This is a genomic window from Novosphingobium sp. (assembly GCF_036733805.1).
GTDB lineage: Bacteria > Pseudomonadota > Alphaproteobacteria > Sphingomonadales > Sphingomonadaceae > Novosphingobium.
In genome coordinates, this window is record NZ_DAIMZT010000061.1 from 1 (window position 1) to 19,290 (window position 19,290).

Genomic DNA, 19,290 nt, shown 5'->3' on the forward strand with positions numbered 1-19,290 from the left:
AAGGATTTCGGCGGCTGGGGCAAAGCCCAGAAAACCTTCTTCGATGACGGCGGCGTGTTCGACCGCATATATACAAAGAAATGAGCCGCCCTTTCCTTCACATTATCGAGCAGGCCACTGCAGATGCCATCTCATGCAATTCGCAAGACAGGTTGGCGCAAGCCGTCCGTCCTGCCGGGCTTTGGGCTGACCTTCGGCTTCACCCTCACCTGGCTTACCCTTATCGTGCTGATCCCCCTGGCGACGATCTTCCTCAAATCCGCGGGGATGGGTTGGCATGAGTTCGTGGCGGTTGGCTTCTCCGATCGCGCCCTTGCAGCATATCGCCTTAGCTTCGGCACCGCCGCCGCAGCCGGTCTGGTCAATGCCGTCTTCGGCCTACTCGTGGCGTGGGTTCTGGTGCGCTATTCCTTTCCGGGCAAGCGCCTGGTTTCGGCGCTTGTCGATCTGCCATTCGCTTTGCCGACCGCAGTTGCCGGCATTGCATTGACGACGCTTTACGCCCCGGCCGGCTGGATCGGCCGGTTTCTTGAACCCCTGGGCATCAAGGTCGCTTTCACCGCGGTGGGCATAACCGTGGCGCTTGTCTTCATCGGTCTGCCTTTCGTTGTCCGTTCCGTCGAGCCGGTGCTGGCCGATCTCGGAAAGGATGTTGAAGAGGTGGCGGCGACGTTGGGGGCCAGCCGCGTGCAGACCTTCGTGCAGGTCATCCTGCCCGCGATCGTGCCAGCTCTCATCACAGGCTTCGCCCTGGCTTTTGCGCGGGGCGTGGGGGAGTACGGATCAGTGATCTTCATTTCCGGCAATATGCCCGGAAAGACCGAAATCGCGCCTCTGCTGATCGTCACTGAGCTTGAGCAATATGCCTATGACGGCGCGACCGCCATCGCCACGATCATGATGATCGTTTCGTTCGCGATCCTGTTCGGCCTCAATACCTGGCAAGCGGTGCGCCGCAGGAGGCTGGGAGCATGAGCCGCACCGCATCGACCACCGAGCATCGCGTCACGCAGACAGTCCTTATCGTGGCGGCGCTGGCGTTCCTTGCCTTTTTCCTCGTGCTGCCGCTTGTCGCGGTGTTCACCGAGGCGCTCAGCCGGGGCTTCGTTGCTTTCGCTGAGGCGATCGTTCAGCCCGATGCCTGGGCCGCTATCAAGCTGACATTGCTGGTTGCGGGGATCAGTGTGCCACTGAATGTCGTGTTCGGCCTGACGGCAAGCTGGGCAATCAGCAAGTTCAGCTTTCCGGGTCGGAACCTGCTGGTTACGCTGATCGACCTTCCGTTCTCGGTTTCTCCGGTGGTTTCCGGCCTGATCTTCGTGCTCCTGTTCGGTGCGCACGGCCTGCTTGGCCCCTGGCTGGCGCAACACGATATAAAGATCATCTTCGCGGTTCCCGGCATCATCCTCGCCACCGTTTTCATCACTTTCCCCTTCGTGGCGCGGGAGTTGATCCCGCTGATGCAGGAGCAGGGCAAGGAGGATGAAGAGGCGGCCCTGTCCCTGGGCGCTAACGGTTGGCAGACGTTCTGGCATGTCACGCTGCCGAACATACGCTGGGGCCTGCTTTACGGCGTGCTGCTGTGCAACGCCCGCGCCATGGGCGAGTTCGGCGCCGTTTCAGTGGTCTCCGGCCACATTCGCGGGGAGACCAACACCATGCCGCTACATGTTGAGATCCTTTATAACGAATATGACTTCGTTGGGGCCTTTGCCGTGGCCTCGCTGCTGGCCGGTCTGGCGCTGGTGACGCTCGTCGCCAAGAGCGTGCTGGAATGGCGCTTCGATCTTCGCGGGGGAGCAGGACATTGATTACCGTCAACAACATCACCAAGCGTTTCGGGACGTATTCGGCCCTGCATGGTGTCGATCTCGAAATAGAGGCCGGTGAGTTTATCGCCCTGCTCGGTCCTTCAGGGTCGGGGAAAACCACGCTCCTGCGCATTATCGCGGGTCTGGAATTTCAGGACTCGGGCGAAGTGCGCTTCAACGGGAAAGACGTCTCCACGGTCGGCGTGGGCGATCGCGGCGTTGGTTTCGTGTTCCAACACTACGCCTTGTTCCGCCATATGACCGTGGCGGAGAACATCGCTTTCGGCCTCAATGTGCGCAAGCGCAAGGATCGCCCCGCCAAGGCCGCCATCAAGGCCCGCGCGCAGGAGCTGCTTCGGCTGGTTCAGCTCGAAGGGCTGGGGGAACGCTATCCCGGCCAGCTTTCGGGCGGTCAGCGTCAGCGGGTCGCGCTCGCCCGGGCGCTGGCCATCGAGCCCACGCTGTTGTTGCTGGATGAGCCCTTCGGCGCGTTGGACGCCAAGGTTCGCAAAGACTTGCGCCGCTGGCTGCGCGATCTGCACAAGCAGATGGGGTTGACGTCGATCTTCGTGACTCACGATCAGGAGGAGGCGCTTGAGCTGGCGGACCGCGTGGTGGTGATGGACCACGGCCGGATCGAGCAGATTGGCACGCCGGAGCAGGTCTACATGGAACCGGCGACGGCTTTCGTTTCCCACTTCGTGGGTGAAACGAACCAGTTGCCGGGCGGCCTTCATGTGCGCCCTCACGATGTGGAAATCGTGACTGACGGTGGCGTGTCTGTGCATGTCGACATCGTGTTCCGCAAGGGCGGTTTTTGGCGTGTCGAAGGCGCACTGGCGGGAGGAGCGGGCGGCATTATCGAGATCGATATCGACGCCAGCCAGCCCGCGCCGGTTCCCGGCGATATCGTGCAGATCAGCCCGCGCCGCGCAAAGACCTTCATCAGACCGGAGCAAGTTCATGAACACGCACAGTAACCAGCCTTCCAGTCCAGAAGCGGCGAGGCTGCTCGAAGAGAGCATCGCCAGCGTCCGTGAGGCGCTATCCGGCCTCCGGTACGGGAATGTCTCGCTCACCGTGCATGAGGGCCGCGTCGTCCAGATCGACGTGACGGAGAAGAAACGGCTCAAGCCGAACTGATCTTCCGCATCATTCTCTTATTTTTTCAAATAGATAATACGTTCACACAGCCGACCGGACTACTGGAGGCGTCGTGATCCCTTTCAGGAGGATTACAGATGATCTCCCGTGCCTTGTTGCTGGCGAGCGTCGCCGGCACGACCCTGCTTGCGTCACCTGCCTTCGCGGACCAGCCCGCCGTTGCCGAGACGGCCGCCGAAGGTTCGGCCAGCGGCGGCAACGATATTCTGGTGACGGCTCAACGCCGCGAGGAAAATGCCCAGAACGTGCCGATTGCCCTTTCGGTGGTCGGCGGCGCCGATATCGAAGCCAAGGGCGCCTTCAATATCAACCGGCTGCAACAAAGCCAGCCGACCATCCAGTTCTATTCCAGCAATCCTCGCAATTCGGCGATCAACATCCGCGGTCTTGGCGCGCCGTTCGGTCTTACCAATGACGGTATCGAGCAGGGCGTCGGCTTCTATCTCGACGGCGTCTACATCGGCCGCGCCGGCGCCTCGACGTTCGACTTTGTCGATGTTCAGCGCGTGGAAGTGCTGCGCGGCCCGCAAGGTACGCTTTACGGTAAGAACACTACCGCCGGAGCGGTGAACGTCACCACTCGGCCGCCGAGCTTCGATCCCGAGGCGCGCGTGGAATTGAGCGGCGGCAATTACAATTTCATTCAGGCCAAAGGATCGGTGTCGGCACCGCTCGTCGCAGATCAATTGGCGGCTCGGGTTTCCGTTTCGTACAGCAAGCGCGACGGCACGATCAAGGACGTGACGTCCGGAGAAGACGTGCACCGGATGGATTCTTTCAGCGTCCGCGGGCAGCTCTTGTGGAAACCGACCACGGACCTTAGCTTTGCGCTGGCCGGGGACTACAATCGCCAAAACCCCCTCTGCTGCGTGCAGTATTACGCCCGCGTCGCCCCTACGCAGCGTCCGCTGGCGCGTCAGTACACGGCGCTGGCCGCGGCGTTCCATTATGCGCCCCCGAGCACTAATCCTTTCGACCGCGTGACGGACCTCGATGCCGACTTGAATGCCCGCCAGACCATGGCCGGCGTCTCGCTCACCGGCAACTGGGATATCGGCCCCGCCACGATCACTTCGGTCAGCGCCTGGCGCAACTGGGACTGGAAGCCCGCTAACGACCGCGACTTTACCGGCCTGCCGATCACCACGGTTTCCGCGAACCCTTCGCACCAGACGCAATGGTCGCAGGAATTGCGGCTGGCTTCGAACGGCAAGACGCGGCTGCAATATACGCTGGGCGCGTTCTTCTTCAGTCAAAAGATCAATACCGACGGCCTGCAAATGCAGGGCCCCGCTGCCAGCCGTTGGCTGCTTTCAGGTGCTGACGCTTCGAACCCGAATGTGCTTAACGGTCTTACCAGCACGAACACGATCCACTTCAGCAATCAGAGCTTCGCGGTGTTCGGCAAGCTAAACTGGGCCGTTACGGATAAGTTGCATGTTCAGCCGGGCCTGCGGCTTAACTATGACAAAAAATCCGGTTTCTACGAAGCGGTCGTCAGCATCGCCAATAGCCAGTACAATTTCGTGGCCACGGCCGACAACGTTCAGAGCCTGTTGAACTCGAAGACCGGAGCGGGGCAGACTACGTTTCAGAACCAGATCAACACACTCGCACCCCAGCGTTATAGCCCGGAGTTTAGTGACTGGAACGTCTCGGGCGACATTACGGTGTCTTATGACTTCACCGATGACGTCCATGGCTATGCGACTTATGCCAAGAGCTTCAAGTCAGGCGGCATCAATTTGTCCGGTTTGCCGTTGAACTCGAAAAGCACCGGCGTCGATCTCAGCACCCAGACGGTGAAGCCAGAGAACGTCAATCACTTCGAGGTGGGCCTCAAGACCCAGCTGTGGGATCGCAAGGTCACCTTTAACCTCGCCGGCTTCTGGGATGAGATAAAGAATTACCAGGCCACGGTGAACGCCAATGCGGTCAACGTCATTCGAGGATATCTTGCGAATGCGCAAAAGGTGCGTGTCAGAGGTATCGAGTTCGATTCCTCGTTCCGGCCGAGCGACCGCTTCAACGCCTATGTCAACGGCGCCTACACCGATGCCAAATATGTCAAATTCACCAATGCGCCTTGCCCGCCGGAACTGGCCGGCGGGACCGCATTGCCGGTCGTCAACGGTGTGATCGTCGGCACGCCCGCGCGGGCCGGAACGCCGGGCAACAGCCTGCCGTTCTGCAACATCTCGGGTCAAGTGATGCCCGGAATCTCGAAATGGTCGTTCTCGTTCGGGGCTGAGTATAACGTGCCGGTGAGCGGCGGCGAAATCTACCTGGGCTATGACGGCAGCTATCGTTCAAGGTTTTCGTCCAACCCGTCACCCTCAGCCTACATGTACATTGACGATTACTCGCTGCACAATTTCCGACTGGGGTTCCGCAAGGATCGGTTCAACGTATTCGGCTGGGTGCGCAATGCCTTCAACCAGCACTATTTCGAACTCCTGAGCGCGCAATCCGGCAGCAGCGGGCTGATCGTCGGTCAACCGGGTGACCCGCGCACCTGGGGCTTTACCATCAGAAACGAATTCTAAGCTCCCAACCGGCCGGAGACGAGACAACTTGATCCGGTCTTTCATGCCCCTCGTGGCTGATCTGGACGGCTCTGGCTGTAGGGTGGTCCTTGCTTCACGCAATGACTTGAATGGCCGTCGCGTCCGAAGCGTTATTCGGCGGACGCGTAAGCGCGGAGAAATGCCTCAACCGCTGCGCTCGTGGTCGTCGCAGGTTCCTGTTCGGTCGGTGCGCCCCACAGCAGCGGTTCGACGAAGCCCGCCTCGACCATGCCTCTGAAATGCCCCGCGATCAAATGGGGGTCGCCCGGACGAATCTTGCCGCGCTCCTGCAGACGGCGAATGTAAAGCGCCACTTCGTCCCAGGCTCGTTTCGGGCCACGCTCATAAAGGCGCGCCCCCAACGAGCTGTTTGCAGCTTCAGCCGTCGCGGTTCGTGCGATTGCAAGCGATTCGGGCGTCGTCACCAGACGGAGAAAGGCTTCGCCAAAGCGGCGCAGCACAGCCGCCACGTCGTTGTCGGACGCGTCAAGGAGATCCAGAAGCGCCTGGCCCTGGTCCTCCATCGCTTCCATCATGGCGGCGGCAAATAATTCTTCCTTCGATTTGAAGTAATTGTAGAGCGTGGCTTTCGAGCCACCGGCGCGCGCAGAGATCGCCGCCATGCTCGCCCGCTCGTAGCCGACTTCCCGAAACAATTCGGTCGCGATGTCCAGAATGGCCTCACGCCGGGCATCGGTTTTCACGCGCATTCCTGACCCCCTCACTTTTGTTGAACCGTAATGTACAGTTTTCTGTTGACGGTGCAAGGATGCCCTAATACAGAACCGTACGGTTCAGTTATGAAGGAGTCCGATTGTGAGTCGATTGCATTCTCCGCAGTGGCGCAAGTCGGTAAGCGTCGCTTCACTCGCGCTCGCCACATTGCTTGCCGGTTGTGCAACGGCACCCAACAAAGGGGATCTCCGTCCCATTTCCGCGCCGGAAAGCTTTGCCGCCAGTCAAAGTTTCGCCGCGCCGCGTGCCGATTGGCCTTCGGACGAATGGTGGACAGCCTTCGGCGATTCCCAACTCGACGCGCTCGTGCAGGAGGGCTTGGCCAGCGCTACTGACTTGCGCGTGGCTGAAGCGAGGTTTCAGCGCGCTCGCGCGCTGGTGACGCAGTCGCGGGCGGACCTGCTGCCCTCCGTTACGGCCAACGGCCAAGGCGGGGTGGCTCAGCAAAGCGAACGCTATCTGTTTCCGAAAGGCTTGGCGCCAAGGGGCTGGCAGGATTATGGCCAGGCTTCGCTCAACCTGAACTGGGAATTGGATTTCTGGGGCCGCAATCGCGCCGCTCTGGCAGCCGCGAAATCGGACGCCGAAGCAGCGGGAGCAGAGGCGGCGGCCGCGCGCCTTGCGGTATCGGCCAGCATCACCAGCGCTTATGCCGATCTTGCCGGCCTCTATGCCGAGCGTGACGCGGCGCAAAAAGCAGTCGAAGTTCGCGGACAAACACGTGAATTGATAACCGGCCGCATGAAGCAGGGCCTGGAAAACGAAGGCGCTGTCGACCGGGCTGCTTCGGCGATGGCTACGGCTCAGGGCGAACTCGGGGCGATCGACGAAGCCATTACGCTGACGCGCAATCGGATCGCGGCGCTGATGGGGGCAGGCCCCGATCGCGGGCTCAGTATCGTTCGGCCCACTGTCGCGGTAAGCAATGTGCCGGGATTGCCGGCCAACCTGCCCGCCGAGCTGATCGGGCGCAGGCCCGACATCATCGCCGCCCGCTTGCGCGCCGAAGCGGCCGCAAGCCGCATCAAGCAAGCCCGCGCGGCCTTCTATCCCAATATCAATCTTGCCGGTCTAATCGGCCTGCAGGCGCTGGGCATTGATAACATTTTCAAGTCAGGTTCCGATTTCGGGTCGGCGGGCCCGGCCATTTCCCTTCCGATCTTTGATGGCGGCCGTCTGCGCGGACAATATCGCGGCGCCGAAGCGGATTATGCCGCGGCGGTAGCCCAATATGACGGCGCACTGGTCCAGGCCCTGCGAGAGGTTGCTGATGCAGCCACCAGCCAGCGCGCTCTGGATGAGCGGCTGGAGCGCGCAGAGGCCGCCGAACGTGGTGCGCAAGCCGCCTGGACTGTCGCCAACAACCGTTATCGCGGGGGCCTTTCGACATATCTCGAAGTGCTCACGGCCGAAGACACACTCATTTCCGCCCGGCGCACCGTCGCCTCTCTGCAGACTCGTGCCTTTACTCTCGACGTTGCGCTGATCCGCGCGCTCGGCGGTGGCTTCCGCTCCTGAAGGATGTTTCAATCATGAACCAGATTTCCCCCATCGCCGAACATGATGCTCACACCGCAGAGGTAGCAGAGACTGACGGCACGGCCGACGCCGCGCGCCGAGGCAAACGCAAGAACCTGTTCATGGGTCTGGCAGCCGGCGTCGCTGTGCTGGGCGCGGGCTATTATGCATATGACGCGCTGGTGGCTTCGCGCCATGTCGTGACGGACAACGCCTATGTCGGCGCCAACATCGCTCAAGTAACCCCGATAGTCGGCGGTCCCGTACGTCAAGTTCTAGTTGACGATACGCAACGGGTGAAGCGCGGCGAAGTTCTCGTTCGGCTTGACGATACCGATGCCAAACTGGCCGTCGCCAATGCTGAGGCGCAACTGGCGCTTACCCAGCGCAAAGTGAGCGGCCTTATCGCCACTGATAGTGGCCTGGGCGCGCAGATCGCGTCGCGCGCGGCCGATCAGGCGCGTGCTGAAGCGCAACTCGCCGCCGCGCGCGGTGATCTCGACAAGGCGCGGATAGACCTTCAAAGGCGTGAAGCACTGATCGCTTCGGGCTCCGTTTCGGGAGACGAACTGACGGTGGCCCGCAACGCTTACTCCACCGCGCTTGCCAATCTCAAAGCGGCCGAAGCGGCGCGCGCGCAGGCTTCCGCCAATCGTCTTACCGCGCAGGGCGACCGCGATGCCAACAAGGCCCTGATCGCGGACACCACCATCGAGACGAATCCCGAGGTGCTTGCCGCGCGCGCAAAGCTCGATCAGGCGCGTGTGGACCTGGACCGCACGATCATCCGCGCTCCGGTGGACGGCGTCATATCGAAGCGGCAGGTGCAGATCGGGCAGCGCGTGCAGCCGGGCCAGATGCTGATGGTCGTGGTTCCGATCCAGGCGGCCTACGTCGATGCCAATTTCAAGGAAGTGCAGCTTGCCGATGTGCGTCCGGGCCAACCGGTCACGCTGACATCCGACCTTTATGGCGAGCACGTGAAGTATCGGGGCAGGGTGGTCGGCTTTTCCGGTGGCACGGGTGCAGCCTTTGCCGTGGTTCCGGCCCAGAATGCGACGGGTAACTGGATCAAGGTGGTCCAACGTCTGCCTGTGCGCATCGCGCTCGACGCCAAGCAGCTTGCCGAGCATCCGCTGCAAGTGGGCCTGTCGATGACGGCTGACATCGAGATTTCCAAATAACCGACAGGGGAGAAGCGTCATGGCCAGCGCCGGAGCACATTCCTCAGGGTCGGGACTGGAACAAAGCCGGCCGCTGACTGGCGCCACGCTGCTGCTGGCGGCGCTGGCGATCGGTCTCGGCAATTTCCTGGTCGTCTTGGATACGACGATCGCCAACGTCTCGGTTCCAACAATCGCTGGTGCGGTGGGCGTCTCGGCCACGCAGGGGACTTGGGTAATTACGTCTTATGCCGTGGCCGAAGCGATTACCGTGCCACTTACCGGCTGGCTTGCAAGGCGCTTTGGCGCGCAACGGGTGTTCATCACCTGCTATCTTGCCTTCGCCGTGATTTCGCTGTTGTGCGGCATGTCGAACTCACTCGGCATGCTGCTGGGCTGCCGCGTGCTGCTCGGCCTGTTCGGCGGCCCGATCATGCCGCTGTCGCAAATGCTGCTGTTGCGTATTTTTCCGCCGGAGAAGGCGACACAGGGCACGGTCCTGTGGGCGATGACCACGCTGGTCGGGCCAGTCGCCGGGCCGATCCTGGGCGGCATTATCTGTGACAGCATCGGCTGGCAGTGGATTTTCTTTATCAAAGTGCCTGTCGCGGCACTTGGGGGGCTTGCCGTCCTCACGCTGCTGCGGGGCCGGGCGGATCCGACAGAGAAGGCCAGCATTGACAAGGTGGGGCTCGCGCTGCTGATCCTATGGGTGGGCGCCCTGCAGATCATGCTGGACGAGGGACGCAATCACGACTGGTTCGCGTCGACCGAAATCCAGGTGCTGGCCGTCGTCGCCGCCATCGGCTTCGCCTGCTTCCTGATCTGGGAATTGACGGAAAAGAACCCGATCGTCGACTTGCGGATCTTTCGCCACCGTGGGTTCACGGCTTCGGCGATCACTTATGCGGTGGGTTTCGGCGCGTTCTTCGGAAGTCTGGTGATCCTGCCGCTCTGGCTGCAACAGAATATGGGATACACCGCCACCTGGGCAGGCTATGCGACCGGCATCATGGGCATCCTGGCTGTGGCTTCGGCGCCCCTGGTCGGCCTCGCGGTGGAAAGGTTCGATCCGCGCCTGGTCGTCTCGCTGGGCATATTGGGCCTGGGCGCGATGACGGCTTGGCGCATGGGGTTCAACAATGAAGTTACGTTCCTGCAGATGGCCTGGCCGACTCTGTTGACGGGGCCTTTCATGGTCATGTTCTTCGTGCCGGTGACCGGTCTGGCCATGGCCAGCGTCGAACCGGAAGCGCAAGCGAATGCGGCGGGCATGTCGAACTTCATGCGCACGCTCGCCGGGGCCTTTGCAACCTCGCTGGTGCAGACTGGTTGGGCGGATGCAGCGCGCGAGAACCAGACCGAGCTGGCCGGGGCTATGCAGCAAGGACAAGCCGCGATTGACGGCATGGTCAGCGGGGGCGCATCCCCCGAAAGTGCCACCACGATGCTCACCGGCATTGTGGAGGGCCAGAGCGTCATGCTGGCGACCCTCAACATGTTCGGCGTGATTACGGTCTGCTTCCTCTTTGCCGCGACCCTCATCTGGCTATCGCCCAAGCCACGGGGACCGATCGATACCAGCGGAGCACATTGAAGACGTGGAAGCGCGGCCGGGTGAGCCTTTGGGCGTCCCGGCCGCGATGCCTCTAGAAATCCAGGCTTATCGTGCCGATCACCCTGCGCGGCGCGCCCGGAACATTAAGGATGGGCGAGGTGCCATGACCGGACACGATGTACCACTTGTCCGTCAGATTATAAGCATTGAGCTGTAGGCGCACATGATTGACCTGTGCCCACGCTGCGGCATCGAACGTGACATAGCCCGGCAAGATCGTGGTGTTGGCCGGGTCCGCCCAGCGATCGGCCACGTAATTGATACCTCCACCCAGACCAAAGCGCTTCCGAATGGTTTTGGTGACGAAAATGTTAGCGGAGTTGAGCGGTGTCAGCGTGGCGCGCTTATCCACGAAAGTGGGCGTGGCAGATTGGATCGTGCGTGTGTCGAGATGGGCGTAGCCGGCAACCGCTCGAATATTGTCGGGCAACTCCAGCGCGGCTGATAATTCGAATCCTCTTGTCCGTTGCGTGCCGATGGGCACTACAGCCTGCGTTGCGGGATCAGTGCCTTTGATGCCGGTACGGCGCAGGACGAACGCTGCCGCTTGCAGCGATAGCTTTCCGCCGAACAGCGTATATTTGGCGCCGATTTCCTTATTGGTGGTCCGTTCAGGCGCAATATCGGCATTGGTCGCCGCCAGCGCGAACGTCTCACCTGACGGCTGGAAGCTGCGGCTCCAGGAAACATAATAGGACTGAGCCTCGTCGGGCTGGAACAGTAGGCCCGCACGAGGGCTCCATTTGCGGTCGGTGCGGGCCAGATCCCGCTGGCCTGGCAGGCGCAGATCGGTCTTCTGAATGAACCAGTCATGGCGCACGCCCAGCATGGCCTTGAAACCGTGACCCAGATCGACAAGGTCCTGAATGTAGAGACCGCGTGTCTTCAGGGTGGTCAGCGAATTATCGGCGATTGTCTTGAAGCTTGCGTTGTCAACCACCGGTAATACCGGATCAAATATCGAAGTGACGGCTACGATGCGGCTGGCGGCGCGTAGAGCGAACTTGTGCTGTTGGGCGATCTCGAACCCATAGAGAATGGTATGGGAGGTGCCGGCCAGTTTTATTTTCTGCGTCAACTCGATCTGGTTGGACCATCCGTCCTCGCTGCGATCGAACCAACTGTGGCTAAGCGTCACCGTTTTCGCGGTGGGGTCGACCATCGTTGGGTTGGTGCTCTGGCGATCGAGCTGGTAGTTGTAGTGGCTGAACCCGTTGCGCAGGCTTAATGAGTCCGAGAAACGGTGATTGAATACAATGCGCTGCGAAAGGACTTCGCTCTGGACATAGTCGGCCTCGCGCGCGTTCGCGGCGCCGTAGTAAGTCGATCGTGGCACTTTTACCGGTCGCCCATTAAGAGCAGGAATGCCAAAATCCATCAGACGGCGATCGTTCAGATAGTCTGCCTGGATGAGAAGCGAGGTATCTTGCCCCGCGCCCAACAACAGCGATGGAGCCAGGGCAAAGCGTCGCAGGAACTGCTGGTTGCGATACCCTCCATCATCCTCGACCGCTCCGGTCAGGCGGAAGCCGACGTTCCGGCCTAAACGGCCCACATCGACCTCGCCGCGGTAACTGTCGAAGGAGCCGGCCGAGAGGGTCGCGCTGGTCAGGTTGCCGTCCGGCTTCTTGGTAACCCGATTAATCAGGCCGCCCGAGGATCCCCGGCCATAAAGCACGGCCGCTGGCCCTTTAATCACCTCTATCCGCTCCACGTTGGACAGGTCGCGAAAGTAAAGGGCGTCATCCCGAAAGCCGTCAACGAACTGGTCGGCGATAGCGGTGAAGCCGCGGATAGTCACTTGGTCTCGCTGGCCGTCGCCTGAAGAGAATCCAACCCCCGCAACATTCTTCAACGCATCCTGCACGGACAAAGCCCGCTGATCGCGCAGCACCTCTGAAGGAACGACGGCTATCGACTGAGGAATGTCGCGAAGCGGGACCGGAATTTTCGCAGCGGTAGTATCGGACGGCACATAACCATCATCGCGCTCACCGGTGACGATGATGTCGTTACGGGCGCTTTCTTCTTCGGCCGACATCTCTTCCGCGAATGCCGATGTCCCGCCGCAAAGAAGCGCCGCCACCGCTGTGGAAAGCCCGATACTCCAGCCATTTAACATGTTCGCACACCCCTTCCATAAGTTGCCAACTCTGACGGGGACGCCGAATAACGATAATGCAACTCGATTGCAATAAGCATGTGTGACTGGATGTTTGCCGTCGTGGTTCCGCTCGGACGGCCGCCCTGACATGGAACCGGCGTCGGTTGTTGAGGAAACCATCTGACGAAGGATGCAGGCGTGACTGACGGTCGCGTGCCATCATGCCGTTAGCATCTGGGCAAATCAGCTGAAGCCTGGATCCAACGTACCGAGACGTGCAACGATCCAGAGGATAGTCATACCCACCGCCAATTCGGTTGCAATACTTGCCATGAGCCACCCTGCGGCCCTTCCGGCCTTATCACGTTCCAACGTTTGAACGAGCCAGGGCACAAGCCAGAACCGGTTGGTGGCGGCAAAAACCAGCATTGTCACAAACAAGCCCAGCTTGAGCAAAAGGAGACGGCCGTAGGGATACACGACAAGCTGGCTCAAGTTTGCCGCCCAATGTTCGGGCGATGACGACAGGAAAAGGACGTTGAAGGCGCCCGTCACCATCAGAATCGCGATAATGACGCTGCCGACGCTCGAGAAGCGGGCAAGGACCAGTCCCACACTCACCGGTTCCATGCGCCGATCCGTGAGCATGCTAAGAAACAGCACAAGCGCCCCGATCCATAGGGCGGCCACGAGCATATGCACCACGTCATTGGCGAGACGGAAGAAGCCTATGGTTCCCTCGCTGGCAGCAGCATGGCCGGACCAGGCAAGTGTGGCAATCGCAATGCCGCACAGCAAAGCGAGCCATCGCGGATGCGGCCTTGATAAGGCGCTCACCAGCACTGCCGCCGCCACCGCTCCCAATCGAATGAGGAGCGACCAGCCCAACGCGGTGCCGAACAGAAGCGCGCGGGTGATCGGCCAATCGATTTCCCTAATCCTGGTTGCAGTCATGGCTGCAACCAGGATTAGGGTGGCAATAACCGTGAAAAGCAGCGCAGCGAACGTGCCCACCAGGAACAGGCGTCGTGCGCCGTTCAAGGTTGCATGGTCCCCGATCAACGCTGCGGTCGCAGGCGCGCCGAACAAGATGCCCAGATCTGCGTAAAGCGCGAAGCGCATCAGCTCCAGCGCAGTCATCAATGCACCGTAAAGCTCACCTTGCCCGTCATGCGATGAGTATCGTCGCCAACAGCATGCCAAATGACATCATAGCTGCCAGCGGCAAGCGGCCGCGATAGGGTCGCGATCAACGTCTTGCGGTCGGCACTGGAAGCAACCTGGATCCCCGCGATCTTCATCGCCGGGTGATGACCTTTCATGCCGGGCATCCCGGTCATGAGGATTTCGAGCCCGGAAAGCACCGGCATGAACGCCTCGTTGAAAGTGATCGTGACGCTTTGCACTTTCGAGACGATCGCCGATGCCGTCGGGGTAGATGAAACCACATGAGTATGCGCGAAGGCGGGTGCCGCGAGAGCCAAGCCAGCCGAGACGATAATGAAACCGAGGGTACGAAGAAACCGCATGATGTAATCCTTGAGGAAGGGCAAGTAAGCAGCATACGCGGGCAAAGCGCCGATCCCTCGGAATGCGAGCAAAGATTTCGAGGGATCGGTCATGCGGATGCGTAACTGCAGGGGGAACCCGCGAGGATATGAGACGCCATGGAAGACATTGACAACTTTCTTGCCCGGATGCGGGATCTCCCGCTCGACGCGCGGCTCGATACAATTGATGGTGCGGTCTTCGATGCCCTGGCCCGCCGCTCGAACTCGCAGGTCTCGTCGTTTGCCATGGCGATGGTTGCAATGGTATCGCTGGGGATCGGCCTCGCCGGGTCACCGCCGCCTACTGAGCTGGTAGCGGCGGCGACCGTTTTCCCCCTCGGCGCTCCTGCCGCGCTTGCCCCTTCGACGCTTCTGGGCGGCCAGGAATGATTGAGCGGCTGCGCTTCGTCCTTATGTTGCTCTTCGCCTTTGGTGCGGCGATAGGCGGCGTGCTTATCGGTCGGGCCTGGATCATGCCACCGGTTCCGGCGGAATCGGAACTTCATGAAGTGCTGCACAAAGATCTCCAGCTAGACGACTTTCAGAAACAGCAGATCGAACAGATCGAGCGTAAGTATGCGCTTCGTCGTCAGTCGCTCGAGCTGGAGCTGCGTTCGGATAATGCCCGCCTTGCCAGCGCGATCGAGACTGAGCACGGCTATGGTCCGCTGGTCGCCAGTGCTGTTGACGCCTCGCACAAAGCGATGGGTGAACTGCAGAAGATCACACTGGAACACATCTTTGCCATGCGTAGCGTGTTGCGCCCCGATCAGGCAGCGCGGTTTGATGCCGCCGTCGTAAAGGCACTTACTGTAAAGCCGCGCTGATGCTTGTTCTCGCCGCCTGCACGGACGGCGAATTGGCTGCGCTCGCCTTAGGCGGCCGGCAGGCGGCCTATCGCGCATTGATGGACCGGCACCGTGCCGCGGCCTTCCGCCTTGCCCGTCATTATTGCGGCAATAACGATGCTGCCCTGGACGTAACCCAGGCAAGCTTCATCGCTGCCTTTGCCGCTTTGAAGCGGTATGACGGCACCCGTCCTTTCGCGCATTGGCTGGCCCGGATCGTCATCAACAAGGCGCATGACAGGGCGCGTCGCCGCAAGGTGCGCCAATTCTTCTCGTTTGCCCTACCGCTCGGGGAAGCACGAAGCATCGCGGAAACGGCACCCGACGCCGAGCGGCAGGTGTCTGATCGCGAGGAACTCGAGAAGACCATGACCGCGATCGCCGAACTTCCTGCGCGCCTCAAAGACGTGCTGGTTCTGCGCGCCATCGAAGGTCTCAGCCAGGCTGAGGTGGCGGGTCTCCTGGGCGTCAGCGAAAAGGCGGTGGAGACCCGCTTGCACCGCGCACGAACAAAATTGACAGAAATTTTGAGGGACTAAATGCGTGCCCGCGTAACCGATGATGAGCCTGTATGGAGGGACATCATTTTGATGCGAAATCTGGATCTCAACCGTCGCGGCGTGCTCAGGGGTGCAGTCATCGGCAGCGGGGCGCTCATGTTTCAGCCCTGGTTGCCCACATGGGCACAGGCAGTGTCGACGGGTCTGCCGACCCTCTCAGGCGAGGACATTCACCTGCGCGTCGGCCGCGACATGCTCGATATCGACGGCAAGCCTGCGCGCACGGTCAGCATCAACGGCACGGTCCCGGCGCCCCTCCTGCGGCTCAGACAGGGCCAGAAGCTGCGTCTTACAGTCGAGAATGCGCTGGACGAGGAAACCTCCATCCACTGGCATGGCCTGCTTGTGCCATTCCAGATGGATGGCGTGCCCGGCGTCTCATTCCCGGGGATCAAGCCGCATTCGAGCTTCACCTACGAGTTCACGATCGAACAGGCGGGGACTTATTGGTATCATAGCCATTCGGGCCTGCAGGAATTTATGGGGATGTACGGTCCGATCGTCATCGACTCGGTCGGGCCCGAGCCCGCGCCCTTCGACCGCGATCACGTGGTGATGCTGTCGGATCATAGCTTCGTGAATCCGGCCAGCATCCTGCGCAACCTCAAGGTTGAACCTGGCTACTACAACTTTCAGCGTCAAACCCTGGTCGGGCTTCTTGCTGGCAGGGACCAGAAATTGTTCGAGCGCTTTGCATGGGGCAGGATGCGGATGGATCCGACCGATATCTCGGACGTGACCGGCGCTGTGCTTACTTACCTAGTCAACGGACACGGGCCGGCGTCCAACTGGACGGCGCTATTTGCGCCGGGCGAGCGGGTGCGGCTGCGTTTCATAAATGCCGCGGCGATGACTGTGTTCAATGTCCGCATTCCCGGCCTGTCCATGCAGGTCGTGAGTGCGGACGGGCAGGATGTGCGCCCTGTGTCCGTCGATGAGTTCCAATTCTCCCCCGGCGAGACCTATGACGTGATTGTCATACCGAGTGACGACAGGGCTTTCCCCATTATCGGCGAAGGCGTCGATCGCTCGGGGATGGCGATCGCCACGCTCGCGCCGCGCCCTGGGATGCGTGCGGAAGTGCCACCACTGCGGGAACGCCCTGTCCTGACCATGAAGGACATGGGCATGGAAATGCAAGGGATGGACATGAAGGACATGTCCATGCGCGATGGAAAAAATGCCCCCCAGGTCAAGCTAGGTCCGGGCGTCGAGATGATCGCCCCCATGCCGATGGACCGCAGCGGTGATCCCGGCATCGGGCTCGACAAGGTGGGTCATAAGGTGCTTGTCTACAAGGACCTGGTCGCGCTTCACCTCAACCCTGACGTTCGCGCGGCGGAGCGCGAGATCGAGGTCCATCTGACCGGCACCATGGATCGCTACATGTGGTCGATGGACGGCAAGACGATGGCCGACGCGCACGATCCGCTGCCGATGCGGGCTGGGGAGCGCGTCAGGGTGACGCTTATCAACGACACCATGATGGCGCACCCGATCCATCTGCACGGTCACATCTTCGAACTGGTCACCGGGCATGGTGACCACAGTCCGCGCAAGCATACTGTGAACGTCCTGCCCGGCGGCAAGGTCAGCTGGGACGTCACCGCGATTGGCGGGGACTGGGCGTTTCACTGTCATCTCTTCCTGCACATGGCGATGGGCATGATGCGCGTGGTTCAGGTCCGCCCGGTCGAAGGAGGCGCAACATGAAGTCCGTGCTCGTTCTTGCGCTTGTGACGAGTGCGACGCCCGCTCTTGCGCAGTCGATGGATCATGCGACACATAACCCCGGAGTGTCGCAGCCGGCGCCCACGCCGAAGCCGGACACCTCGGCGAAGACCGAGAGCATGCCGGGCATGGACATGTCGCCGCCAGTGTCATCGCCGGACCAGCCGCAGGAGCAACAGCCCATGGGCACCGATCAACCGCCCGGCAGCGCGGAGGCTCCGCCTATCGCGCATGACCAGCCCGCCGATCGTTACTGGAACGCAGCGGACATGGCAGTTGCCCGAGATGCGGCAATGCACCCGCCAGCGGCCACGTACGCCAAGCTGCTCGTAGATCTTGCCGAACACCAGTTCCGCGACGGGAAGGACGGTTATCGCTGGGAAGGAGAAGCCTGGTTCGGCGATCTCAATCGCTTCATCCTCAAGAGCAAGGGTGAGGGCGCCAGCGCCGGCAGAGTGGATCAAGCCGAGGTTCAGGCCCTTTATTCCAAGGCGCTCGATCCCTGGTGGAATCTGCAACTGGGCGCCCGTCAGGATCTCCGTCCGCGACCGATGCGTACCTGGGCTACGTTCGGTATCGAAGGGCGCGCTCCCTATCAGTTCGATGTGCAGGTCGCCGCTTTTCTGTCCGGCAAGGGGCAGCTGACCGGCCGTCTCGAAGGCGCCTACGACCAGCGGATAACTCAACGTTTGATCCTTCAGCCTCGCGTCGAGTTCGATTTCTCAGCGCAGGACGTGCCCGATCAGCGGATCGGTGCCGGGCTTTCGAGCGCCGAACTGGGTTTGCGGCTGCGTTACGAGATCCGCCGCGAGTTCGCGCCTTATGTCGGTCTCAATTGGACGTGGGCCGCGGGTAGGACGGCCGATTATTCCCGTGCCGACGGCGAGGGCTCCAATGAGCGGAGCGTCGTTGCCGGGGTGCGTCTGTGGCTTTAATCATTGTCGAGGCGGGAAGCTGCAGCGTACGCTCGGCCAGGGCGCTCCGGTACGACAACGCCGTGGTTTCAGACGATTAGGAAAATGCGGCTTCGAAAGGGCCACGATTACACCATGCTAGGCATACGAACATGATGGGCGGTGCGAACCGCATGGTTCAGCCAACTGACCCAGGAAGCCCTTTGTCTCTCCATAACCGCGCTTAGTCGGTCGCTGGCTGGCTTTCGCGGGCGATCAGTGCTTGTTCGGCCCGTCGCTGTGCCTCGCGTATGCTGCGCGCGTTTTCGGTCTGCCGTATGCGGTCGGACATTTCGCGCCACGCAGCTTCCGAGCGAAGTTCGCGCCGGCGGACGTTATCGAGGGTGGCGAGGCTGGCTGCCTCGGCCGCGTCCCGAGCGCGATCGTCACAGTATTCGCGGGTTAATGCCATGGGGGCCTCACTGCGTTACGGGAAAATTCGGGGCAGGCGGGAAATGCCCGCCCCGGACGATCCCCGCTCAGGCGCTCCGCAGGTTGATTGCAGAAACCTTGCCGTTACGGCCGGTTTCCAGATCGTAGGAAATGCGCTGTTCCTTTTCGAGCGTGCGCATGCCAGCTGCCTGAACCGCCGAAATGTGAACGAAGCTGTCATCGCCGCCATCTTCGGGTGCAATGAAGCCAAAACCCTTGTCGGTGTTGAAGAACTTTACGGTGCCGATGGGCATGATGTGTTTCCTTTCAAGAAACGTGTTTTCCGACACGCAGGATTGCTGCGTCGGTCGTGCGTCAAGTCGTCAAGTGAAAGGAAATCGTCGCAAAAAGAATCAGACAGCGGAAGTCCGGTTTCTGATTCTGAAAGTGCCGAAAACCGTCGCAAAATTCGACGTCAGCGATAGGCATCTTAGCACGATTTTTTCCCAAGGCACAGCTCTATCTCCAACGTGCCGTCTTTTTACGTTCTCTGACAACGCCCAATATGAAAGTCAGACAAATTGGCGGAGAGGGTG

At 60.9% G+C, this 19,290-nt stretch carries 19 protein-coding genes; 13 read left to right on the forward strand and 6 right to left on the reverse strand.

The window, feature by feature from the left end; all coding sequences use genetic code 11:
- Positions 1-123: 123 nt before the first annotated feature.
- The 5 genes from cysT (at position 124) to V7D69_RS13000 (ending at position 5,521) form a co-directional block, all read left to right on the forward strand.
- Positions 124-975, forward strand: a complete 852-nt coding sequence (cysT, locus tag V7D69_RS12980; protein WP_324060929.1) for a sulfate ABC transporter permease subunit CysT — start codon at positions 124-126, stop codon at positions 973-975.
- A complete protein-coding gene (gene cysW / locus V7D69_RS12985; protein WP_324060930.1) occupies positions 972-1,811 on the forward strand; it encodes a sulfate ABC transporter permease subunit CysW in 840 nt (279 codons plus the stop codon). Before cysT ends, cysW begins: the two co-directional genes overlap by 4 nt.
- Positions 1,808-2,791 (forward strand): sulfate/molybdate ABC transporter ATP-binding protein, encoded by a 984-nt coding sequence (locus tag V7D69_RS12990; protein ID WP_324060931.1) that lies wholly within the window; start codon positions 1,808-1,810, stop codon positions 2,789-2,791. The genes cysW and V7D69_RS12990 overlap by 4 nt, the downstream gene beginning before the upstream one ends.
- Positions 2,775-2,954, forward strand: coding sequence for a YezD family protein (locus V7D69_RS12995; protein ID WP_324060932.1), 180 nt, complete (start codon positions 2,775-2,777; stop codon positions 2,952-2,954). Before V7D69_RS12990 ends, V7D69_RS12995 begins: the two co-directional genes overlap by 17 nt.
- Before the next feature lie 98 nt (positions 2,955-3,052).
- On the forward strand, positions 3,053-5,521 hold the full coding sequence (locus tag V7D69_RS13000) for a TonB-dependent receptor (protein WP_333606001.1): 2,469 nt from the start codon (positions 3,053-3,055) through the stop codon (positions 5,519-5,521).
- Between the two features lie 131 nt (positions 5,522-5,652).
- On the opposite strand, the gene V7D69_RS13005 is transcribed toward V7D69_RS13000, so the two are convergent.
- Positions 5,653-6,246: a TetR/AcrR family transcriptional regulator gene (locus V7D69_RS13005; RefSeq protein ID WP_324063516.1), complete on the reverse strand. Its 594-nt coding sequence runs from the start codon at positions 6,244-6,246 to the stop codon at positions 5,653-5,655.
- Between the two features lie 112 nt (positions 6,247-6,358).
- On the opposite strand from V7D69_RS13005, the gene V7D69_RS13010 reads away from it, so the two are divergent.
- The 3 genes from V7D69_RS13010 to V7D69_RS13020 are packed head-to-tail and all read left to right on the forward strand — an operon-like array spanning position 6,359 to position 10,555.
- Positions 6,359-7,795, forward strand: coding sequence for an efflux transporter outer membrane subunit (locus V7D69_RS13010; RefSeq protein WP_333606002.1), 1,437 nt, complete (start codon positions 6,359-6,361; stop codon positions 7,793-7,795).
- Between the two features lie 14 nt (positions 7,796-7,809).
- The gene (locus V7D69_RS13015) at positions 7,810-8,979 is read left to right on the forward strand and encodes an HlyD family efflux transporter periplasmic adaptor subunit (protein ID WP_333606003.1); all 1,170 of its coding nucleotides are present in this window, start codon (positions 7,810-7,812) and stop codon (positions 8,977-8,979) included.
- 19 nt (positions 8,980-8,998) lie between these two features.
- Positions 8,999-10,555 carry a DHA2 family efflux MFS transporter permease subunit gene (locus tag V7D69_RS13020; RefSeq protein ID WP_333606004.1) on the forward strand — a complete coding sequence of 519 codons (1,557 nt, stop codon included), beginning with the start codon at positions 8,999-9,001 and terminating at the stop codon, positions 10,553-10,555.
- Between the two features lie 52 nt (positions 10,556-10,607).
- On the opposite strand, the gene V7D69_RS13025 is transcribed toward V7D69_RS13020, so the two are convergent.
- From V7D69_RS13025 to copC, 3 genes are all read right to left on the reverse strand, one after another.
- Positions 10,608-12,698, reverse strand: coding sequence for a TonB-dependent receptor (locus V7D69_RS13025; RefSeq protein ID WP_333606005.1), 2,091 nt, complete (start codon positions 12,696-12,698; stop codon positions 10,608-10,610).
- A gap of 225 nt (positions 12,699-12,923) precedes the next feature.
- The gene (gene copD / locus V7D69_RS13030; RefSeq protein WP_324064330.1) at positions 12,924-13,820 is read right to left on the reverse strand and encodes a copper homeostasis membrane protein CopD; all 897 of its coding nucleotides are present in this window, start codon (positions 13,818-13,820) and stop codon (positions 12,924-12,926) included.
- Positions 13,820-14,209 carry a copper homeostasis periplasmic binding protein CopC gene (gene copC / locus V7D69_RS13035; RefSeq protein ID WP_324064331.1) on the reverse strand — a complete coding sequence of 130 codons (390 nt, stop codon included), beginning with the start codon at positions 14,207-14,209 and terminating at the stop codon, positions 13,820-13,822. The genes copD and copC overlap by 1 nt, the downstream gene beginning before the upstream one ends.
- A gap of 138 nt (positions 14,210-14,347) precedes the next feature.
- Between copC and V7D69_RS13040 the strand changes: the two genes are divergently transcribed.
- Genes V7D69_RS13040 through V7D69_RS13060 form a run of 5 tightly spaced genes read left to right on the forward strand, consistent with a single transcriptional unit; the run spans position 14,348 to position 18,304 of the window.
- Positions 14,348-14,620, forward strand: a complete 273-nt coding sequence (locus tag V7D69_RS13040; protein WP_324064332.1) for a hypothetical protein — start codon at positions 14,348-14,350, stop codon at positions 14,618-14,620.
- Positions 14,617-15,057, forward strand: a complete 441-nt coding sequence (locus V7D69_RS13045; RefSeq protein ID WP_333606006.1) for a periplasmic heavy metal sensor — start codon at positions 14,617-14,619, stop codon at positions 15,055-15,057. Before V7D69_RS13040 ends, V7D69_RS13045 begins: the two co-directional genes overlap by 4 nt.
- Positions 15,054-15,617, forward strand: coding sequence for an RNA polymerase sigma factor (locus V7D69_RS13050; protein WP_414691014.1), 564 nt, complete (start codon positions 15,054-15,056; stop codon positions 15,615-15,617). The genes V7D69_RS13045 and V7D69_RS13050 overlap by 4 nt, the downstream gene beginning before the upstream one ends.
- Before the next feature lie 51 nt (positions 15,618-15,668).
- Positions 15,669-17,351, forward strand: coding sequence for a copper resistance system multicopper oxidase (locus V7D69_RS13055; protein WP_333606007.1), 1,683 nt, complete (start codon positions 15,669-15,671; stop codon positions 17,349-17,351).
- Positions 17,348-18,304: a copper resistance protein B gene (locus V7D69_RS13060; protein WP_333606008.1), complete on the forward strand. Its 957-nt coding sequence runs from the start codon at positions 17,348-17,350 to the stop codon at positions 18,302-18,304. Before V7D69_RS13055 ends, V7D69_RS13060 begins: the two co-directional genes overlap by 4 nt.
- A gap of 202 nt (positions 18,305-18,506) precedes the next feature.
- Here V7D69_RS13060 and V7D69_RS13065 read toward each other — a convergent pair whose 3' ends face one another.
- Both V7D69_RS13065 and V7D69_RS13070 read right to left on the reverse strand, forming a co-directional pair.
- The gene (locus V7D69_RS13065) at positions 18,507-18,734 is read right to left on the reverse strand and encodes a hypothetical protein (protein ID WP_324064337.1); all 228 of its coding nucleotides are present in this window, start codon (positions 18,732-18,734) and stop codon (positions 18,507-18,509) included.
- 67 nt (positions 18,735-18,801) lie between these two features.
- Entirely contained in the window at positions 18,802-19,008 is a 207-nt protein-coding gene (locus V7D69_RS13070) for a cold-shock protein (RefSeq protein WP_324064338.1), read from the reverse strand.
- Between the last annotated feature and the right edge of the window lie 282 nt (positions 19,009-19,290).